Source organism: Paenibacillus anseongensis, assembly GCF_009757995.1.
Taxonomy (GTDB): Bacteria; Bacillota; Bacilli; order Paenibacillales; family NBRC-103111; genus Paenibacillus_E; species Paenibacillus_E chondroitinus.
This window is the reverse complement of the sequence record NZ_WSEM01000033.1, coordinates 81,270-101,525: the sequence shown is the minus strand read 5'-3', so window position 1 is coordinate 101,525 and position 20,256 is coordinate 81,270. Positions and strand designations below refer to the sequence as shown.

The 20,256-nt window shown below is 44.0% G+C and carries 22 protein-coding genes; 2 read left to right on the top strand and 20 right to left on the bottom strand.

Features of this window, described 5'->3' with window-relative positions; all coding sequences use genetic code 11:
* Positions 1–4: 4 nt before the first annotated feature.
* From GON05_RS30630 to GON05_RS30590, 9 genes are all read right to left on the bottom strand, one after another.
* Positions 5–583, bottom strand: coding sequence for a nitroreductase family protein (locus GON05_RS30630; RefSeq protein ID WP_157324661.1), 579 nt, complete (start codon positions 581–583; stop codon positions 5–7).
* Positions 584–1,500: 917 nt separating this feature from the next.
* Entirely contained in the window at positions 1,501–3,675 is a 2,175-nt protein-coding gene (locus GON05_RS30625; RefSeq protein ID WP_157324659.1) for a hypothetical protein, read from the bottom strand.
* Positions 3,676–3,698: 23 nt separating this feature from the next.
* A complete protein-coding gene (locus GON05_RS30620) occupies positions 3,699–4,877 on the bottom strand; it encodes an ABC transporter permease (RefSeq protein WP_157324658.1) in 1,179 nt (392 codons plus the stop codon).
* Complete coding sequence (locus tag GON05_RS30615; protein ID WP_127451607.1) at positions 4,874–5,593, bottom strand: ABC transporter ATP-binding protein; 720 nt, start codon at positions 5,591–5,593, stop codon at positions 4,874–4,876. The genes GON05_RS30620 and GON05_RS30615 overlap by 4 nt, the downstream gene beginning before the upstream one ends.
* 27 nt (positions 5,594–5,620) lie before the next feature.
* Entirely contained in the window at positions 5,621–7,351 is a 1,731-nt protein-coding gene (locus GON05_RS30610; RefSeq protein ID WP_157324656.1) for an efflux RND transporter periplasmic adaptor subunit, read from the bottom strand.
* Positions 7,352–7,366: 15 nt separating this feature from the next.
* Positions 7,367–7,969, bottom strand: coding sequence for a hypothetical protein (locus GON05_RS30605; protein WP_157324654.1), 603 nt, complete (start codon positions 7,967–7,969; stop codon positions 7,367–7,369).
* A gap of 101 nt (positions 7,970–8,070) precedes the next feature.
* Positions 8,071–9,525 carry a sensor histidine kinase gene (locus GON05_RS30600; RefSeq protein WP_157324652.1) on the bottom strand — a complete coding sequence of 485 codons (1,455 nt, stop codon included), beginning with the start codon at positions 9,523–9,525 and terminating at the stop codon, positions 8,071–8,073.
* Complete coding sequence (locus tag GON05_RS39970) at positions 9,518–10,246, bottom strand: response regulator transcription factor (RefSeq protein ID WP_127451600.1); 729 nt, start codon at positions 10,244–10,246, stop codon at positions 9,518–9,520. The genes GON05_RS30600 and GON05_RS39970 overlap by 8 nt, the downstream gene beginning before the upstream one ends.
* Entirely contained in the window at positions 10,243–10,776 is a 534-nt protein-coding gene (locus tag GON05_RS30590) for a DUF309 domain-containing protein (protein ID WP_157324651.1), read from the bottom strand. Before GON05_RS30590 ends, GON05_RS39970 begins: the two co-directional genes overlap by 4 nt.
* 181 nt (positions 10,777–10,957) lie before the next feature.
* On the opposite strand from GON05_RS30590, the gene GON05_RS30585 reads away from it, so the two are divergent.
* Entirely contained in the window at positions 10,958–12,880 is a 1,923-nt protein-coding gene (locus GON05_RS30585; RefSeq protein ID WP_157324649.1) for a glycosyl hydrolase family 18 protein, read from the top strand.
* A 188-nt stretch (positions 12,881–13,068) separates the two neighbouring features.
* Here GON05_RS30585 and GON05_RS40155 read toward each other — a convergent pair whose 3' ends face one another.
* On the bottom strand, positions 13,069–13,284 hold the full coding sequence (locus GON05_RS40155; protein ID WP_397369812.1) for a double zinc ribbon domain-containing protein: 216 nt from the start codon (positions 13,282–13,284) through the stop codon (positions 13,069–13,071).
* A gap of 161 nt (positions 13,285–13,445) precedes the next feature.
* On the opposite strand from GON05_RS40155, the gene GON05_RS30580 reads away from it, so the two are divergent.
* Positions 13,446–13,604 carry a DUF1540 domain-containing protein gene (locus tag GON05_RS30580; protein WP_157324647.1) on the top strand — a complete coding sequence of 53 codons (159 nt, stop codon included), beginning with the start codon at positions 13,446–13,448 and terminating at the stop codon, positions 13,602–13,604.
* A gap of 94 nt (positions 13,605–13,698) precedes the next feature.
* Here GON05_RS30580 and GON05_RS30575 read toward each other — a convergent pair whose 3' ends face one another.
* The 10 genes from GON05_RS30575 to GON05_RS30530 all read right to left on the bottom strand — a co-directional run bounded on the left by GON05_RS30575 (position 13,699) and on the right by GON05_RS30530 (position 20,163).
* Entirely contained in the window at positions 13,699–15,774 is a 2,076-nt protein-coding gene (locus GON05_RS30575; protein WP_157324645.1) for a thioredoxin domain-containing protein, read from the bottom strand.
* A gap of 93 nt (positions 15,775–15,867) precedes the next feature.
* Positions 15,868–16,125, bottom strand: a complete 258-nt coding sequence (locus GON05_RS30570; RefSeq protein WP_157324643.1) for a hypothetical protein — start codon at positions 16,123–16,125, stop codon at positions 15,868–15,870.
* Between the two features lie 140 nt (positions 16,126–16,265).
* Positions 16,266–16,466 carry a hypothetical protein gene (locus GON05_RS30565; protein WP_157324641.1) on the bottom strand — a complete coding sequence of 67 codons (201 nt, stop codon included), beginning with the start codon at positions 16,464–16,466 and terminating at the stop codon, positions 16,266–16,268.
* A complete protein-coding gene (locus GON05_RS30560; RefSeq protein WP_157324639.1) occupies positions 16,459–16,869 on the bottom strand; it encodes a hypothetical protein in 411 nt (136 codons plus the stop codon). Before GON05_RS30560 ends, GON05_RS30565 begins: the two co-directional genes overlap by 8 nt.
* Positions 16,870–16,885: 16 nt before the next feature.
* Positions 16,886–17,335, bottom strand: a complete 450-nt coding sequence (locus tag GON05_RS30555) for an HAD domain-containing protein (protein WP_157324637.1) — start codon at positions 17,333–17,335, stop codon at positions 16,886–16,888.
* A 115-nt stretch (positions 17,336–17,450) separates the two neighbouring features.
* Entirely contained in the window at positions 17,451–17,774 is a 324-nt protein-coding gene (locus GON05_RS30550; RefSeq protein ID WP_221435282.1) for a hypothetical protein, read from the bottom strand.
* Between the two features lie 203 nt (positions 17,775–17,977).
* Entirely contained in the window at positions 17,978–18,478 is a 501-nt protein-coding gene (locus GON05_RS30545; RefSeq protein ID WP_338114247.1) for a DUF5071 domain-containing protein, read from the bottom strand.
* A gap of 272 nt (positions 18,479–18,750) precedes the next feature.
* Positions 18,751–19,119, bottom strand: coding sequence for a hypothetical protein (locus GON05_RS39965; protein WP_338114235.1), 369 nt, complete (start codon positions 19,117–19,119; stop codon positions 18,751–18,753).
* The gene (locus tag GON05_RS30535) at positions 19,109–19,465 is read right to left on the bottom strand and encodes a hypothetical protein (RefSeq protein ID WP_157324631.1); all 357 of its coding nucleotides are present in this window, start codon (positions 19,463–19,465) and stop codon (positions 19,109–19,111) included. Before GON05_RS30535 ends, GON05_RS39965 begins: the two co-directional genes overlap by 11 nt.
* A 134-nt stretch (positions 19,466–19,599) precedes the next feature.
* A complete protein-coding gene (locus GON05_RS30530; RefSeq protein ID WP_157324629.1) occupies positions 19,600–20,163 on the bottom strand; it encodes a hypothetical protein in 564 nt (187 codons plus the stop codon).
* Positions 20,164–20,256: the final 93 nt, after the last annotated feature.

Sequence of the window (20,256 nt, the reverse complement as noted above, 5' to 3'; positions counted from 1 at the left end):
TTTTCTATACCGACTCTTTAATAATCAGCTTCTCTCTTGCATCAGTCCGCGGTCTCACAGCTGGTACTTGCTCCGGGTAGCCGATGTGCAGCAAGCCTACAATTTTCTCCCCTGGCTTAACACCTACCGCCTCGCGGAAGTTCGGACTGTGAATAAACGGGTTCGTTTTCCAAACAACGCCTACCCCCACTTCCCACGCAGCCAATTGAAAATTTTGTATCAAGCAGCAAACGCAGGCGAAATCTTCTTCCCATTGCTTCTGCCTCGGATCTTCGTTCATGACAACAACGAGATGGGCCGGGATCTGCATGAAATAGTCCAGTTTCTGCGCAGCGAGCCTTTCTTTCTCCTCCGCCGTGTAAGTGCGGATCATAGCTTCAGCAAGCGGCTTACGCGCCTCGCCTTTGTATAAAATGAACCTCCAAGGCTCCCTTAGGCCGTGTGTTGGCGCCCATACTGCTACATTAAGCAGCTCAGTTATAAGGTCCGTGTCGATGGGATCGCTTTTAAATGCGCGGACAGAACGTCTGTCTTTAATCAGTTCGCTGATTGCGCCTAATTTCTCATTTTGCATAGTATTCATCGTGCTTGTGCCTCCAATTTGGTTAGACTACTGCTTCAATGTACAAATTGCCTCAACATACAAATATAAGTTCCATTCGACTACGCAAATTACGTAAACGATCATGATAATCATTCTCATTTTCGCAAAAGGATATCTAACTGTCAATCTTTTTCATGCCATTCTCTTCCATTTGATTGACTTTGAGCTAACGTTGCTTCTATAGATTGACTCATGTTGGATGAAATCCAATGAGTTGCCCTTTTGTTAACCAAACTTCGCTTTACATAGGACGAAATCCAATACGCTCTTATAAAAGCTCTCAAAATGCGACTACATTTACTCCTCCCTCTGGATTTTGTCCAATGAGATGAGCTAAACGGTCGCCAAATTCAACCTTTTATTGGATTTCATCCAATGGCGATGCGTGCTCCTAGCTCCCTCGCTGCGAGGAAGGAACTATTGAAGGAGATAACTCCTCCAACGAAGTTTAGCTTGTTAAGAACTCGGTTGGAGCGAATTTTTGAGGTGGAGAACACCCAGCACAACGAATAATCCAGCGTTAATGAGACATTTGGTGGAGGAGGTAACCTCATAGCTAGTGTCAAGTTGGTCAACGATACACCCTTGAAGAACTACAGGCCGCTATTCTAGCAAATTCAGCCCGTTACCGCATTCGAGCGGAACTACAGGGCTTTATTTGATCCCCTAATCCCGTTTTCTTTATGAAAACGGACAAATAGCGTCCCATAGTTCCTCTCCGCACGAAAAGGTGCTTATTTCCCTGAAATAGCGACCCGCAATTCCCTCCAGGGAGGAAGCGCTCAAGCGATCACAGCAAATTTCATCGGGCGGAGCGCTCAACATAAAAAAATAAGGGTAAGCCGAAGCTTACCCCAATAAAAAAATGCCCATCCCCAAGGGATGAGCACTTTCTTTTACATAATCAACGTCTTTACCAAACGTTTCGCGTCACCGCTCGGTGTAGTAACAACCTCGTACAGATTAATTTTAACATTCGTGTTCAGTTGTTCGGATTTAATTGAACCGAAATCGATAAACTGAATGCCGGACATAATTTTGTCCTGGCCTACGAAGCTCATGGTCTTGGTGCTAAGCAGGCGGTCTTCCGAATCGACAACCTCGAAGACCAGAGATGAGAAGTTAGCATCTGTAATGACCTGCTCTTGACGTTTCACATCCAGATCCAGGCGCAGACGGTATGCGTAAGATTGATCTTTACTATACGTTGCACTGACCCTGTAATCGTTAATTGCAATACTAAACGGATACAAGGATACGGCACCCGTTGTTGGTACTGGTTGAACAGCTGTTTTGTAGGAGCCGATCGCTAAACGATTGGCATCATATAAGTTAAGCGCCAACTTATCTGCCGTTTCTGTACCAGGCACCAAGTAGGAGTAATTCAACACATAGCTGGTGTTCGGAGCGATCGTCTTCGCAACAGTAGATTGTCGATCACCCGAATAAGTAAAGCCTTCATCGTTGGTCAAATCGGTTTGGAAATCCGGTAAATTCAACGATGTCGTCCCTTTATTCGTCAGTTTATATTTGGCAACGACGGTTTTGAAGCCGAAGTCTGTATTCTCGCTCATTCCAAGCTCTACAAGCGATACATCAATATTCGAGTCAATAAGCGAATTGGACGACAGTTTGAATGGCGTACCGAGCGTGTAATCTTCCGCTGAAGTATAAGAGGAGTTCTCTCCGCCTTGTCCAGCTCCCGCCAGTGTCGTGATTGTAACCGGCAGCGACGCTGTTTTGCTATTGCCAGAATTGCTAGTATTGCCTGTATTCGTGGAATTCCCTGTATCGGAAGATCCTGAACCAGCTCCCGTATCTGCACCCGTTCCTGTGTTCGTTTGCGTGCTGTTATTCGACGTACCTTGTTTCTCTGAAACGACCAGCTGCAAAGCATCTGTGCTCAGACCGGCTGGCAAAATACCGGAGAAGCGGAAAGTCGTCGATTCATTTGGCGATAAGTAGGACGTCCGAGCGGCATTATCCGAAGACGTAACCGCCACACTACCGCGCAGTGCTTGAAACGAAGCAGACAAGTTAGGAATCGTTATAATGCCGTCACTTTTGTTCGTCAACGTGACATTGGCTTGAAGATGCAGCCCATCCGATTGCTTGCTAGCCGCGGCCCACGTTGTAGTGATATGTAGCCCGTCTAGATCTGCATCCGGGTATTGGGTGTCGTCGCCGATTTTACCAACCACGAATGATTTGGCTACATTTAATGACCCGAGTACCGTCGTTTTCACTTTGCCTTTTGGCGAGAAAAGCAGGGATAACCCGTTCGCATCCATGGATGCCGGAACCGCTGTTTGAATGGTCGTTTTAACAGGCTGCTGCGGCAGTAAGGTTTGTCCTGATCCCGAGATAAATTGGGAGACGTAAGTCAATCCCTTGCTATCTTGCAAATTAAGCTCAAGCGCATCCGGCAGCTTAAGGGTCGTATTGCTTAAATTTTCCAACGTTAAGTCTGTATAAACCAACCATGCACCGTCTTTGTAAACTTTGTAGCTATTGCCTAGCTGAGCTGTCACTATCGCATCATCTGCGAAGGTAGTGTCTACCTCCTGAAGGTTAATGGCAGCTTGCTGCACCACGGATTGCCCCGCTTCATTCATGGCGGCTTCTACGGATAAAGCCCCGATATCGTGCATCGTATTGTAGTTCCATTCGAAGATATCCACTTTCAGTTGACCCGGTGTCAGATTCGCAGGTATTTCGGAGCTGAATTTGAAAGTGCCGGTTTCCCCTGCTTGCACACGGCCGTTGACTTTCTCATTCAGTTTAGCCGTATAAGAAACCCCATTCGTATCCATAACTTTAACACCATAATTGTTAAAATCCACGGGCGAAGCGCTGTTATTGTTCAGCCCAAGAGAAAAACGAAGGGAGCCGTCGTCCGCTCCTGAGGACAAGGAAACCTTGTCTAATGTAAAGTAGACGGAATCGCTCAGGAAGACGCCTTCCTTGCCAGCGAAAGCCGATGTGGCCAGAGGTAGTGTCAGGAAGCTTGCAGCCGTTAGCATAAGTGCTGAGCGGCTAAGCAAGCGTTTCATTTTAAGATGTTGCTTCACAGGTAGTCCTCCTCTTTTGTTCATCAATCAGATCGTAAGGCGTCAATCGGACGCAGTTTGGATGCTTTGTTGGCCGGATATAAACCGAAAATAACACCGACCAATACGGAAAATAAAAAGGCGTATAAACTAATATCCAAGGAGAGGCTAGTCGTTTGTTTCGGGCTGAAATAGGGCAGTGCGTAGGATAAACCGATCCCTAATCCAAGCCCGATAAGTCCACCAAGTCCGCTGATGACGACGGCTTCGACAAGAAACTGGAGCAAAATATTGCGCCTTTTGGCACCGATGGATTTACGAATCCCGATTTCTCGCGTCCGTTCACTGACCGTCACCAACATAATGTTCATAATTCCGATACCGCCGACGAGCAAGGAAATAAGAGCAACAGCTACTAATTGATTCGTAAGTGTGTTCGTTGCTTCAGTCCGTGCCTTGAGCAGCTCATCCTGATTCGTAAGCACGAAGCCTGTATCGCTTTTAAATTTATAAGTCAAATATTGCTTCATCGTTTCTTGAGCAGTGTAAATATCTTCTTTGGTTGGCGCTTCAACGTAGGTCGTACGAATTTGCCCCAGCTTGAACACACGTCTGGCCGATTCCAGTGGCACAATGATAGAGCTGTCTACCGAGGCTCCTCCAATATTAGAACCTTTTGCTTCAAGGGTCCCGATAACACTGAACACAGCGCCATCGATATTGATTTCCTCTCCAACCGGGTCCAAAGTACCAAAAAATGTCTTCGCTACTTCGCTCCCGAGAATCGCCACATTGGAACGAAACTCAAGATCCGTCGGCGACAGGTTACGGCCCTTATCGACTTTCGCTTTAATAATGTCCAAGTATCGATCATTAGTTCCAAGTACGTTGTACTTCTCTTGCGTTCGATCATATTTGACATTGGAGCCATTCTTCGTCATTGTAGGCGCAATGGATTTGAATTCCTCAAAATTCTCGAAATTCATCAATTCATTATAATCCAACTGCGTCGCACGACCGTTTCCTGTCGCTGTAACAACGAGAAGATTGGTCCCCATATTTTCATACTGCTTGGCGATTTGTTCCGAAGTCCCTTGCCCGATGGACACTAGCGTCACGACAGAGCTAACTCCGATAATAACCCCCAGCATCGTCAGAAAGGTCCGCAGCGGACTGGAGACAATCGTCTGCAGCGACATCCTGAGCAGTTCACTTACCTTCATACGCTCACCTCTTGCTTAACATCGCTTTTGTCAGCGTTATTCCGGTAATCATCAATGATGACGCCGTCACGAAGGGCAACGACGCGTTTGGCATTATCGGCAATATGATGATCATGGGTAATCAGAACGATGGTATTTCCCTGCGCATTCAGTTGCAAAATTAACTCCAGAACCTCTTCCCCCGTCCGGGAATCCAAAGCTCCTGTCGGCTCATCCGCCAAGATAAGCGATGGCGAAATCGCAAGGGCTCGGGCAATCGCTACACGTTGTTGTTGACCACCGGATAACTCGCTAGGCTTATGATGGCCCCGCTCGCCCATCCCGAGCATTTTGAGCATTTCATGCGCCCGCTCCCGCCGTTCTTTTCTTGGAATTCCAGCATAGATCATCGGGAGCTCCACATTTTCCATCGCGGATAAACGAGGCAATAGGTTAAATTGTTGAAAAATAAAACCGATCTTTTGATTACGAAGCGCAGCAAGCTCATTATCACTCATACGTTCGGTTACGACACCGTCCAGGATATAGCTCCCCGACGTCGGAACGTCCAGGAGCCCAATGGTATTCATCAGCGTTGATTTACCGGATCCACTGGGCCCGATGATGGCTACGAAGTCGCCTTCTTCAACAGTAAGCGAAATACTGCGCAGGATAGGTAGATCTTCTGAACCGCGTTTATAGGTTTTGACAATATCTTTTAGCTCAATGATATTCATACCGCACGAACTCCTTTCCCGGCAGTGTTATCTGTTACCGCCACCGCCGCCTCCACCACCGTTAGTCCGGGTAGCTCCGCCTGCGCCGCCACCACCGCCGCCTGGGAATCCACCACCTGCACCACCGCCGCCAAATCCGCCGGCTCCACCTGCTCCGCCGTTTTGTTGGAACTGCTGTCTTAAACGGTTAATTTCGTCCTGGCTGAGGTTTTGCTGTCTTTTTACTGCAGTAGGAAGAACAACTTTATCTCCTTCACTCAGACCTTCTGTGATTTCAATTTGCGTTTTCGAGCGAATCCCGATTTTCACCTCATGATCAGGTTCTACGGTTCCATCCGCTTTTTTCAATGTGACAATACGCTTGCCTTTTTGTAGCTGCAACGCTTCAGGAGGTATGTAAATCGCATCTTTCTTGTCTTGAATCAAAATCTCACCTGTAGCCGTCATGCCGTATTTCAATACATTATCTTTGTTATCGGCAGCGAGTACGACATCATAAGCAGTTACACCATTCGTTGTTGTACCCACAGAAGAAATTTGCGTTACTTCCGCCGGGAAAATGCGGCCAGGGTACGCATCGACCTTGATTTCAGCCTTCATCCCAAGCTTAACGTTAGGCAAGTCTAACTCATCTACCTGTACCGGTAGCTGCATTTTGGCAATGCTCGCAACGGCTCCTAACTGCATACCGCTGGTTACCTTGGTTCCAACTTGTAAAAGACTAAGAATATCATTGCGTTTGTTAACAAAGTCCGTTGAGAATACACCATCAAATGGCGCTAAAATTTTAAGTCCATCCACCTTGTCTTGCGCCGAGTCCACTTTCAGCTTCGCACGCTCAAGAGCAGACTGTTTCGTGAGAATATCATCGCCGATCGTATCATTCGCGAACGTTGCAAGTAAATCACCTTGACGAACCATATTGCCTGTTTTTAAAGGCATCGTGGCCACATTGCCGGTTGTGCCTGCCAAAACAGTTGTGACTTTCACATATTGAAGCGCAGCTTTCGCTTGCGAATCAACCGCACGCCCGCCGATTGTCACGCTGCCCAGCACGCTCGTACCTGCATCCATGGAGTTGTCATTGGGAATGGCAACATCAATATCGACTACTTTACCGCCTTTTCCATCTGATTTCGGGTCTTTAGAAATGCTTTGAATCTTGCCTGTTTTCGTTATCATATAGCCATCTATCGTAAGATCAACAGGATCGCCATTGTGCAGCTGTGCAGCATCTTCTACAAAAAATGGCAGCGTCACCGTCAAGTTGTTTACATCGGAAATGGTTGCAATTTTAGTCGACTTGTTAATCGTAGCTCCTTCCTCCAGGTTCGTGGCATAGGTAAGTTTCCCGCTAACGGGAGCCTTAACAGCCATTAATCCTTGTTGAGCCATCAAAGAATCCAAGTCCTTCTGCGTTTGCTCGTAAGTCAACTGGGCATCCTGCAAATCACTTTCCAAGCTTGTACTCGTCAATTCTAAAAGTACATCCCCGGCCTTCACCGCCAGGTTCCGTTTTAGATTAATGGATTTAATGTCCGAATCAACCGGAACAGAGATCGTTTGTGTATCTTTGGGTTCGAATTGGGCTGTACCGGAAACGGAAGAACGGATATTACCTTTTTTAACCTCGTAAATAGCCTCCTTCACGTCCGCTGCTTTGCTTTTCTTACCTTTCGTCAAATAAACATAAGTGCCGCTTCCGCAGACGATTACCGCGATCAAAATAATAAACCACTTACTGCGATACCATTTCATGAAGTAACTTCCTCCTTAGAGTTTGGACATGAGTAATTCCATTAACTGCTGCTCTACGCTGATCCCCATGCTTCGAGGATCGAACTGGTTTTCTCCATGCTCACGGTCAATGAAGTCTGACTCTGCCTGTCGATCGGTCTTTCTTTTTTGCATAAAAGCTTTCACCCGCTTCTCTCGTTCCTCGGAAGAGAGCTCATCCCCCTGGTTGCCCGCACGCTCAGCAAATCGCGCCTTTTCTTGCTTGGATTGTTCCTCTAGAAAAGCAATTTGATCTGCGGTCAAGCCGCCAAGAACAAGCTTGCGTTCGGATTCGTTCATGCTTCCTTCATCTATGCTTTTACGGACCAATGGAAGAATCGTCTCTGCTTGCTTAGCAGTAATGGACAAATTGGTATGCCGGTCCATAAGAAGCAGTTCCTGAGAGAACATGACCAGCTGCATTTCCTTCACATTCTGGACGTCTTCTGTGGGGTTTTCTTCGGGGAGAGCTTGCTCGGTTATTGGGGGCGATGCGATCACAGCCTGCGTTGAGGAAAGATCCGGCAAATGAGTCTGACAACCACCCAATAGGAAGGAAAAAAGCGTCAAACCCATAGCTGCTTTCCAAGTGTATTTCATCAAACATACACCTCCAAGACAAAAAAATCCTGTCCAATAGGATCAGGATACATTTCAAACATGAAATAAGTTTGTTTAAGTTGTAAAAAAATTGTGAAACTCTACGAAATTCGCGGAAATGTTACACAAAATTCGGTTCCTTCCCCTACTCGGCTGCGTACTTGGATCGTGCCATGCATACCTGTGACTAGATGCTTGACAATCGTAAGTCCAAGCCCCGTCCCCGTTGGTACGTCTGATCTTGATGTTCTTGCTTCATCCGCTTTATAGAAACGATCCCAAATGCGCGCCAACTCGGCATCCGTCATCCCAGTTCCCGTATCACGAATGAACAGATGGACTTCATGCTCCGCTTCTTCCAAAGCAACGGTTAACGTCCCGCCTTTTGGCGTGAATTTTAAAGAGTTATAAATTAAATTATGGACGATCTGAGCAAATCGATCAGGGTCTAGTGGAACCTGAGCAGGTTCCTTATCCGGGCTAGGCAAAATAAGATGCAGTGATATTTCATTAACAGCGATTGGCGCTTTCAATAATTCCAATGATTCTTCAAGTGCTTCTGTCATAACGACCGGTCTAAGTCGAAACACATCGACACCATTTTGAATCTGAGCAAGGTCTAATAAATCCGTAACGAGACGCTGCAGCCGTTGAACCTCTTGATCACAGATGCGCAGGTAATGTGAATATTTCTCTTCAGGGATGATCTTATCGTTCATCGCCACGATGAAACCACGCAGTGTCGTAAGCGGTGAACGCAGCTCATGGGATACGTTCGTCAGAAACTCCTGCCGAGTCCCTTCCCATTCTTCCAATTGCTCCACCATGAAGTTGAAGCTTGCAGCAAGCTGCCCGACCTCATCATGTGAAGTGACCGGAACACGTGTCGTAAAATCACCATGCGCCAGTTCGAGTGCCGCACGGTTCATCTGCTGAAGGGGGCCGGCGAGTTTTCGTGAAATAATGTAGAGGATGAACCCTACAGCCAAGAGAGAAAACAAGAGCGGAACCAGAATATTAACCCTTACAGCGGAAATAGCTTCACCAATGTCCTCAGCCGGGAAATGCAAAATGAAAACCATTGGCTGATCATTTAATTGATAAGGGGCGTGATATGTAAATACATTAATCGTTCTTCCCTGCGGGGACGTTAAAGTGACCATGCCGTAACCGCTGTGGCCGTGCAATCCGTCGATAAACTGCGTATCCATCTGCTTAGGGATCGTTCGACCTTCACTGTCTGAGGAGCCGTTCAGAATATTCCCTTTATCGTCAACGAGCCATACCTGCCCATTAATGCTTCTCGCTAAAATGCGTACGGTGTATTTCAGTTCTCTCGTGGAAATGGTGCCGTCTTGAACAGAGTTCATAAGCCGGGTCACTTCGACAACCCGTTTCTCCAGCAGTTCAACTTTGTCCTTATAAAACAAATCCGTAAAATAATAGTTCCAGAACAAAAACAATCCCGCAAAGAAAAGCACACATGTCGCCAGGAACGACAAGAAGATTTTCAGATAAAGGCTGTTATATTTGCCCTTAAGCCAAAGCTTAAACATGCTGGACCACCTCAAAAGAATAACCAATTCCCCATAGCGTTTGAATGTTCCACGTATCATGTTGTCCCAGCTTTTTACGCAAATTCTTTACATGAGCGTCAACCGTACGCGTGCCACCGGTAAAATCAAAATTCCACACATAACCAAGCAGATCCTCACGAGTGAAAACACGGCTTGGGTGGCTGGTCAGGAAATGCAGAAGCTCAATCTCCTTTGGCGTGAGATCAATTCGTTTCCCACCTACGGTCACCCGATACTGATCCAAATCAATCACAATATTTCCGATCTCTAGTAATTTACGAGACGAATTTTGCGAAGCTGACACATCTGTCGGGACTTGAACCGTACGTCGCAGTACAGCCTTAATGCGGGCAATAAGCTCATTAGGATCAAATGGCTTAACTAAGTAATCGTCGACTCCTAAGTTAAATCCTCTTAATTTATCAATGGATTCGCCTTTCGCCGTTAGAAAAATGATCGGTGTCTGATGATACGGAGCATCCATTTTACGAATCATCTCACATAGCTCATAGCCTGAAATATCCGGAAGCATAATGTCGAGTAAAACTAAGCTCGGTCTCTCTTCTACAATTGTACGAAGAACCTCCTGCCCACGCGGCAGAAGAATCGGTTCATAGTTGGAATGCTCCAGATACAATCTGACCACTTCCGCAATATTCGGCTCATCATCTACGACAAGTACTTTACCTTCCGAGTTCACTTGGCGCCACCCTTTTCCTTACGAATTTGCTGTTGTCTTGCTCTTTCTTCAATGACCTCTGTCCGGTCTCTTCGTGTATGTTTTTGAATGAGTTCGATATCAGCCAATCGGCTTGGTGCATGCCAAGTCAACCCTCTTCGCTCGCATTCGGCCTGGCATAACGCCAATAACTCCAAATCTGCGATCGGCAAATTAATATCTTGATACAAATAACCATCCCGCTCGATTTGAGCCCAAGTCTGTCCAATTAACTCGCCAAGTTTCTCAGGGTCAAGCCCCAAAGAAGCCACATGCTCAGCCTGCGCATTACGCTCTGCGCTATGCAGCATTTTTACAGCACCTGCGCGATTCCCGCGTCTGATATGATACATGCCAACCGCTATTTGAATCAACGCGACATACGTTCTGCTGCGTTCGTCCCCTGGATGCTCTTTCCAAAATTCTTCCATAACCTCATGGCATTCAAAATAATCCCGCTCCGCATGAAAATGCAGTAAATATTCAATATAAGCTTCCGGATACTGCTTCATAAATCGTTCCTCCACCTTGTTCTGATCACGATAATGACTATGTATACCTCATGTTACTCGAAAGTTGTTCTATCGTCCAACATCACCTTGTATTTCGCTTACATTTCTAGCTATTTCCATCGCAACCATTCTATCATTCCGTACGTCTTATTAAGTAGATTAAGAGAAAGAGGCGTGATCTATGAAAGTTGGAAAATGGCTGCTGACGAGTACCCTTTTGTTATCCATAACGATACCGCAGGCTGTACAAGCAGCAGGAACCGCAGGCGGCACTACCGATAAAACAACGAAATACCGGGTTTATCAGTATAATCAAGTACTCATGGAATTTGCTACATATAAACAAGCGGAAACTTTTGCCAAAGGTTTTTCCAATAGTTATGTAGAAGAGATTGGCACACGCAAGTGGTTGTGGAACAACTTTCCTCGCTATCAGGTTTATCAAATGGACGCTACACTCCCAGAATGGCAATTCTCCACATTAGATGCTGCTATTGCTGAAGCGAAAAAATGGTCCAATGCCAGTGTTCGTGATCTAACTTCCACGGGCTGGGTGTGGGACAACTATCCTCATTATCAAGTATATCAAAATGAAGTTACTCTAGACTCTTGGAGATTTCAAACGTTGAATGAAGCCATCGCTGAAGCGAAGAAATGGGGCAGCGCCCATATCATTGACTTAAACAGTCGGGCTTGGGTCTGGGACAACATTTCTAATGAGGATAAAACCTTGCTTCGTGCTGGAGATCCTGTCTATAAGGTCTATCAAGGTACTTTTTCAGCCGATAATTGGGAATTCGCTTCCTTGGAGGACGCGGTAAAAGAAGCCTTGAACTGGGGCAACTCGACCGTCGTTAATAAAAACACGAATAAAACCGTATACAGCAATCTTAAATCCTATAAAGTATACCAAAATGATACCTTTCTTCAGGATTTCACTTCATTAGATGCAGCCATTGACTATGCAAAATTATGGGGACATGCCACCATTTTCAAGGATGGCCACAAAATTTGGAACAATTTTGCCGCTTATCAAGTGTTCCAGAACGCCTCTCTAATCGGCGAGTATACGAACCTTCCTGATGCGCTGAACTATGGCGTACAGTACAACAACAGCTCCATTCAAACGCTTGAACACCGCATACTATGGGATAATTTCAAGAAATTGCAAGTGTGGGGATGGAACGGCCAATCCGGTGGCGATGCGATAAAAGCTCAAGTCTCCAACACAGTTGGACTGGATGTCGATTCACCAAGCTATTTCGAGCTTGCGGACGCTGCAGGTAATCTCAAAGACAGCTCGAATCCCGATACTGTCAAATGGCTGCAAAACAGCGGCTTTACCGTGTACCCTCTCGTCAGTAATCAGTTCAATGCCAGCTTAACGACGCAATTCCTTGCCGATAGCAAGGCCCAGGATAAATTCATTAAAGCTTTGGTAGATCGTTCCGTGCAGCTTGGCGTTCCTGGCATCAACGTGGACTTCGAAAGCCTTGCAGGGTCGGACCGCAATGCATTCACTACTTTTATTACCAAATTAACAACTTACGCGCACTCCAACGGCTTGGCAATTTCCATCGATCTACCGCGCGGCAGTGTCAAATGGAATCATCTTTCCGCTTTTGATCATGAGAAGCTCGGCAGCGTTGTGGATTACGTTGTTATCATGGCCTATGACCAATTTTATAAGGGGAGTACATCCGCCGGTTCCGTTGCAGGTCTCCCTTGGACAGATGGTGGGATTCAAGAATTTTTATCCTATGGTATCCCGCGAGACAAAATCATTCTAGGCATCCCTTACTATGTGCGAGAATGGAAACTCGACGCAGCCGGCGCCTTGCAAAGTAACCGGACTGTGCTGATGAAGGATATTCCAGCTTTGCTCGCTTCCAAAACGGTCAAACAGACATGGGATACGACATACGGTCAGTATCGCGTGGAGTACCAGGAAGACGGCTTTACTTATGTATTCTGGTTAGAAGATTCCGCAACTGTCAAGGCTCGATTGGATGTGGCCAAAAAGTATGACATCGCCGGTGTCGCAGCTTGGCGGCTTGGTTATGATTCTTCGGATTTGTGGACGATGATTTTGCAGAACAAGTAATTTATTTGAAGCAGAAAAGCACTGTCAGGATGCTCCTGGCAGTGCTTTTATGTTTACTTTGAAATATAGTTCCTCTGTACATCTACGGTTGACACCATTTTTGGGTAAGAAAGCAACAATTTTGAGAAAATAGCAACTGGACTTACTTTGAGGGAACTGGAGTCCGCTATTTGGAGGAAAACCGAGTTTTACAGTAGATTCCATTCGTTAAATATCGTTGCCGTTCCGCAATCCGCGCAGTATTTTGCATCCGGTTTATTCACCTTCGAACAGCCCTTGTGTAGCAACGTTTTTTCCCGTGTACAGCGGTTTTTGAGTGGGGCTCCGCATTTGATACAATATCTTTCCTCTTTGTCCGCAACATATTTGCATCTGACACATTGCTGAAATTCCTTTTCAGCCATAATTTCACCTTCTTGAAGTAGGTTCTCTACTCCAAGTATATGAAGTCATTCGGACGAATGGTGAATGCGAATCCTTATACTTTTTTCCATTTTCGTGTCTGACCATGTATAAAAACATGCCTTTTTACCCCAACCTATGAGGTAAAGGAGGTGAATAACCGATGGCAAAAGATGTGCTTTGCGAAGTCAATTCCTGCAAAAACTGGGCAAATGGCAATAAATGCAACGCGTCCTCGATATATGTCGTGAGCCACCACGGCAGCAATCAAGCGCGCAATTCCGAAGAAACAGACTGCAAAACATTTGAACCTAAAGTTTAGTTTAAGAGCTATTTAACTTAAAGAGTGTGTGGAGGCCCTTTCGGGCCTCTTTTTTTCTTTCTATTGTTATTGTAACCAATAATGATAATTATTATCATCCAATACGGGAAAGATTTTCGAGGTCTTCTAGATCCTGTGTCGGCGCTTGGCAGGCAAAGTTCTGACATACATAGGCTGTCGCGCGCCCTCCCAAGGGCAGCTTGTCCTGCACAAGCGGAATCAGCTTGCGCACTTCTTCTCCCGCTGCCCCTGGCGGGTGAAGAATGAGCAGCGCATTCGGCAAAAACTGCCGCTGTACGGTGCGCAGCATGTGCTGCGTCTCCGGCTTCGCCGGGTCGCCGGCAATGACGATTTCGCTGGCTTCGCTGTAAGCGAAATCAAGCGCCGCCAGCATGAGCGCATGGCCCGGCGGGTAAGACGCGACAGCTCCGGCAAAAGCCAGGAGCTGTTCATCCGCGGCCTGCGACAGCTTTGCGTCGTAGGTTAGCTTCGCCAGCCGCTGCATATTCAGCGCGGCTGCGGCGTTGCCCGACGGCATTGCGCCGTCATAGATCTCTTTGGGGCGGGTGAGCAGCTGCTCGGCATCGCTGCCGTAGAAGAAGAGCCCGCCCTTCTCTTCGTCTCCGAAGAGACGAAGCATCTCTGCGTTCAGCTGGACCGCTTCACGAAGATAGCGCAGCTCGAACGTGGTCTCGTACAGCTCGATCAGTCCCCAAACGAGGAACGCGTAGTCGTCCACGTAGCCTGGAAAAGCGGCCTCGCCGTCGCGATAGCGGGCGAGCAAGCGCCCATCTTCGCGGCGCAGCTCGCGAAGCAGGAAGTCCGCGGCTTTCGCGGCCGCCTCCGCGTAAGCCGGCTTGTCCAAGGCGCGGGCCGCCTTGGACAGCGCAGCGATCATCAGACCGTTCCACGCGGTCAGAATCTTGTCGTCTTTGCCCGGATGGATGCGCTTCTCGCGGTGCTCGAACAGCTTGACGCGGGCTTCCTCCATCCGCTGCTTCAGCTGATCCGCAGGGATCTGCTTCCGCTTGGCAAAAGAAGCAGGCGTCGTCTGGATCAGATTCGGAATGTTGTGCCCTTCGAAATTACCGGACTCCGTAATATCAAACAACTCGGAGAAGAGGTCTCCCTCCTCTATGCCTAACACAAGTTCTACCTCATCGGGTGTCCATACGTAGAACTTACCCTCTTCGCCTTCGGAATCTGCATCCTCCGCCGAATAGAAAGCACCACCAACATCGGTCATATCCCTTAATACATAGGTAATGATCTGCTCCGCTACTTCAGCGTACTTGGCTTTGTCAGTAACTTGATAGGCTTCTACATAAGTCATAAGCAAAAGCGCATTATCATACAGCATCTTCTCAAAGTGCGGAACCAGCCATTGGGAATCAACCGAATACCTGGAAAAACCAAATCCTATATGATCGTACATGCCCCCGCGATGCATGGCATCCAGCGTCTTTTCGACCATTGCAAGGGCGCGTTCGTTCCCCGTTTTCTTATAGTACCTGAGCAGAAACGACAAATTGTGCGAGGTTGGAAATTTCGGCGCATTTCCAAATCCCCCGAACTCAGGATCGAACGAGCTCTCATATAAACGGAACGCTTCGTGAAGCGTCTCTTCCGTCAATTCTCCTCCAGAATGATGCTCCAGTAACCGAGCTGATGTCTCTTGTATGATCTGTTCCCCGACTTCGCGAACGCGTTCGGCGTCTTCCCGCCACTTCGCTGAAAGTTGCGCGAGTATTTCCACCATCCCGGCACGATTGTATTTCCGGCTGCGTGGGAAGTACGTTCCGGCGAAGAATGGCTTCTTCTCCGGCGTCAGGAACACCGTGAGCGGCCAGCCGCCTTGTCCCGTCATCGCTTGGCACACTGCCATGTAGATGTGATCGATATCTGGGCGTTCTTCACGGTCTACTTTAATTGAGATGAAATCTTTATTCAGCATGTCGGCTATGGTCTGGTCTTCGAAGGATTCGTGTGCCATGACGTGACACCAATGGCAAGTTGAGTATCCAATAGATAGGAAAATTGGTTTATTCTCCTGCTTCGCTTTTTCAAAGGCTTCTTCAGACCAAGGGAACCAGTCGACCGGGTTGTATGCGTGTTGAAGCAAATAGGGGGATTTTTCGTTTATAAGTGAGTTAGGTCTCCGTTCAGACATTTTACATTCCCTCCTTAGTTCTGGTTTTGTCCATTACAATGAAAGTTCTCTTTTATTTTGAAACAATCGTTATCAGTTAGCACAAAAAGCTTTTCAGGTAATACCTTTTAATTGTTCTTTTGGACTCCAATTTGACGGTGGTTTGGTGAAACTTGAAAACCATTTATATCCTATATTTATCCAACTTCTTCTCCATTGTTCAATTACATAGGGATTTTTATTGTTACCATTGTCATCATATCCATAGTGAAAACCGCAACAAACACAAATTTCATCAGAACCAAATCCGCGTAAATCGTATGGTGGTTCCTCTAAGCCTATATAATTACAAACTAAGCATGTAAACTTCATTTGTTCTCTCCTATCTTACCATTTCAACATTACTGCATGTTTGCGCAGCAAAGCTGCCCGTTGTTTCGTAGCAGCTTCTTGTTATTGGTTCTTGCACTCTCGTAATCCGTTAGAGCAACTTCATAAATTTGCTCTTTTATTCAATTTCCATTACTGAATCTTTCCCAATAATCTTTTGCCGTTTCCCTTAAGTGATTAACAGATAATTCATTGTCATTTACGTCATATAAAATTAATTCATCAGCATTAATATATAAATTTCCACCTGTTGAATGGCGATAGCTAGGAATAATGCAAGTAATGTTTATGTATTCGTTGGTTGATTCTGCTTTATCAATCAAAAATAAACACTTTGGGACTGTACGTTGATAGAACTTCAATAACGTCGAGATTAGTTATAAATACAAAATGAATTATTTCCCAGTTGCTTAATACCCCTAAGTTTTGTTCATTTAGCCAACTAATATAAGTAGAATGTTCCACTTTGAAGAAACGCCATTCTTTGTAAAAGAGTTCACCATACTTTTCACTTAAGTCGCAGAGCATCTTAAGTCGTTGTCCTTCATCAGTTGAACGATAAGATAGAATGTGACCATCGAAAATTACATTAATTAGTTGCCCTTGTTTTTTGGTTTCAAACGAAATCTGGAGTGCATCATCATTTCGAGTAAGGGATTTTAGATAAGTAGTTGTCGGAAGTTCATCAATATTTTCTGGATTCCATTTAGACCAATTCTCAATCAAAACTATCCCTCCACAGCTATACAGTTGGATTTATCATTAATCTTCTTATCACTTCATTTTTTACGCTTTTTGTAATTCCAGTCCTAAAATCGGTCTCTATAAGGAATGACTCGAAGTTGCCCATTGATTCTTCGTCATCAATAATCACAAAAGATTCAATACCATCAAAACTATCTATGTAGGCCTTAATTTCAGCTCCTCTGATTGTTTCACCATTAAAGGAAGGGGTTACACCAATAACGCAATCTTCTAGACCATTAGCCTTGAAAATTGACTGTAACTGAACCAATGTTCTTCCTTCCCTCCACGAAGACGAAATGACGATTTTTGCTCCTGTGAAGTTAAGTATCTCATTTAGATTTTGAACACAGGTCTTATCGAACGTATGACCAAAATACTTATCACTTGGTGTCAATGAATTTGTAGTCACTAAAACTCCATCAATATCTAAGAAGATTAATTTCAAACAAATTCGCCCCCAAATAAAATCAATCTTTCATCGCAGATAGTCCTGATTTTAAATTTTGAACTTGAATATTAGTATATTGATTATTGAAACCGGGTTGCATGAACTATTTCAACTATACAAGTTGTATTGTTCTTCTAAAGCGTTTAACAAGTATGTCAATAAATAACCCCACCAAAAACCAGGTGATAAAAAATATAAAATATGTTAAAAAATTAACTTCTAACAGTATACTGCTCGATGCTCCCCATTTATTATTTTCATAATCAAACATCCAATGTCTCATTGGTTCAACATTTGCAAGAATATTTATTGGTGGAATTAATCTAATAAAAATATTTGCAAAACCACTACCCATATAATCACTTAAACAAATAATGATACTTATAGTAGAAATCCAGAAGGAAAATCGTCTTTTTAATAATGACAATTTCTTCACCATCCGTTTTTATAAATTACACTTTCTAGTGTCAAATGAATCCACATTTTAGATACTCAAATTGTTCTTTACCTGAAAACAAGAAGGGTGGCTTCGTACAATTCCGTTATATTCATCCGAAAAATAGACTCGATTAGACGTTGGACACTTCTTGTTTTACACTCTTCATATTTGAAAATAAAAAATAATAAGTAGTATTACTTTCATCTATCAGCTATTTTTTCTAATTTCCAAAATAATTTGTCATTATTAAAGTCTGCTTGATCTAGATTGAGTTCTTTTATTAAATAAACTAATCCATTTGCCCAACAATCATCATTTTCATTAATTGCTGAAATCGATGCATTTTTAATATGTGGAATTAGTATTTTTGTCTCTATATCTTTTAGTGTCGTAATAATTGGTCTTACACCTGGCCACGTTATGTCTTGAAACCACTCCATTAAATAAGGCAACGCCATTGCATTCGCTGGATAACCAATATTTTTCAATACAATCGCGGCATTGTCCCAGCATGGTTTACTGCACAAATCATTTGATTGTTTAGCTAGAAGAATCACATCTTCATCTTTCAGGTTGGATAATTCTTTTACTGCATCACGTTGAACGTGTTCCGGGTTATTCCAACTCAAATCTTTAATAAGTTTATAAATATCCTCCAACTTAGCACCCTCTGACATAATAAAATAACAAAAAGCCAGCACATAACTCAACCGAGTTGTATAAGTAACTACTCTTTTATTGAAAAACCAATTGGTTAAAATTATTCTTAATTGGCGGACTAACGTCCCAACTGATCAATCTTATATTGTACTGTTTAAGTAATTCGTCTGCCTTAAGAAAACTATCCTTTGACATCGCACCTTCCTTTTTTACTACTGAGGCATTTGGAAAACTACTATTACTATTCGTATAATATGGATCACCCATATAGTATTCTGTCCTACCAGCCGTAAAGTATATTTCTGTTGCGTTATCAACCTTTAGCAATGTTATTCTTTGTTATTCTTTCATTACCACTCACCAATCTTTGTTTCCATTTACGATATTTCCCTCGTCCCTCATCTGCACCAAAACCATCGAACTCACATATTAATGTATCTTCAATCACTTTTTGATTTCCATTAATTTCATACTTCAAACGAAATGGAAATTCTCCGTATGTAATTTCAGGTCGTGGAGGATTTGGTTTGCTTTGAATGCCAATAAATATGAGCAGCCAAGGAAAAGCAAGATATGCTACGAATGCAACTACCAACAGCAACGGAAAATGTATTAATTTTAGTTTCAATAATTCACACCACTTTCGGAGCAAGCTAATATGAATCCACGTTTTATCTTTCAATATCTCTATGTGCTAAATCCAATGCAACCGCAAGTTTGATTTGAGCCAATTTTCGAAACCCATTAGAATAAACGTCAATTGAACAAATTTCAACTGTGGGTTCAGAATCCAAATCCATAAGGTCAAATTCAATTTGGGCAATTACACTTGTATCTATAAGGAAAGTAATAATATCCTCACCTTGATCTGGGATCCAATCGATAATATATGCTGTTTTAATATTGGGAAAATGTTTTCGCAGCACGAACAACATTCTTTGTCTATCTTTATCGTGGAACAAAGACTTATGCTGATTGATTAATGCTATTCTAATATTTTCTTCCGTTTTCGTACCTCTAAGTTTCATGTACTTCCCACCAAACTTCATAAGAAATTTGCTCTATTATCTGTTCTTTGGCTTAATCCCACATATCATAATCCATATTGAAGATGAAGTCGTCATGCATCATATCAATCCTCTTTTTCAATCAATTCACGCTTTCATTCGTACAAATGGTTATGAATAATTATTTTCTTCTCTTCGAGATTTAGATTATTTACATCAGCTATAAGCAACCTATAGATTAGCCTAGTCACATTGGCAAAAATTGCTTTACTTGAACCCACAGCAGCGTGCGCACCAAGATTAAACAATAAGTGCCCGGTTGGTAGCAAGTTAGCATAATATTTAAAACTAAGTGTTATATTCGAAATGGCTTGAGCATACTCAAAAGGTATTCCTATTTGAATCATATCGTTTGGTTTAGCGATGTTATCTAATAAAACTCTTCCTGTGTCTTTACTAATAAGTCCTTTAACTTGTAAAACTTCATTGTCTGAAGGAATAAACATTGCCCCTAGCAAGGCGTAGTTGCTGGCATTCTGATTTTTATTCATTTCAACAACAACAGAGATATTTGATTTAAGTAATATAGGTATTTTCGGTCTAATCTGATGTTCAAATGAATCAATAGTGTCCATTGAAATTGGTGGTGGATTATTAAGCCATATCCTAATCCTATGATTCTTAAATTCATTTTCAAATAAAAGGATTTGCTTGTTCATTTGACCCCCCCTCCTCCAACACAATCATTCTTCCATCACAAAACACCCCTGTTTTTTCCATTTAAACAAAATAATTATACAACAAAAAATCCA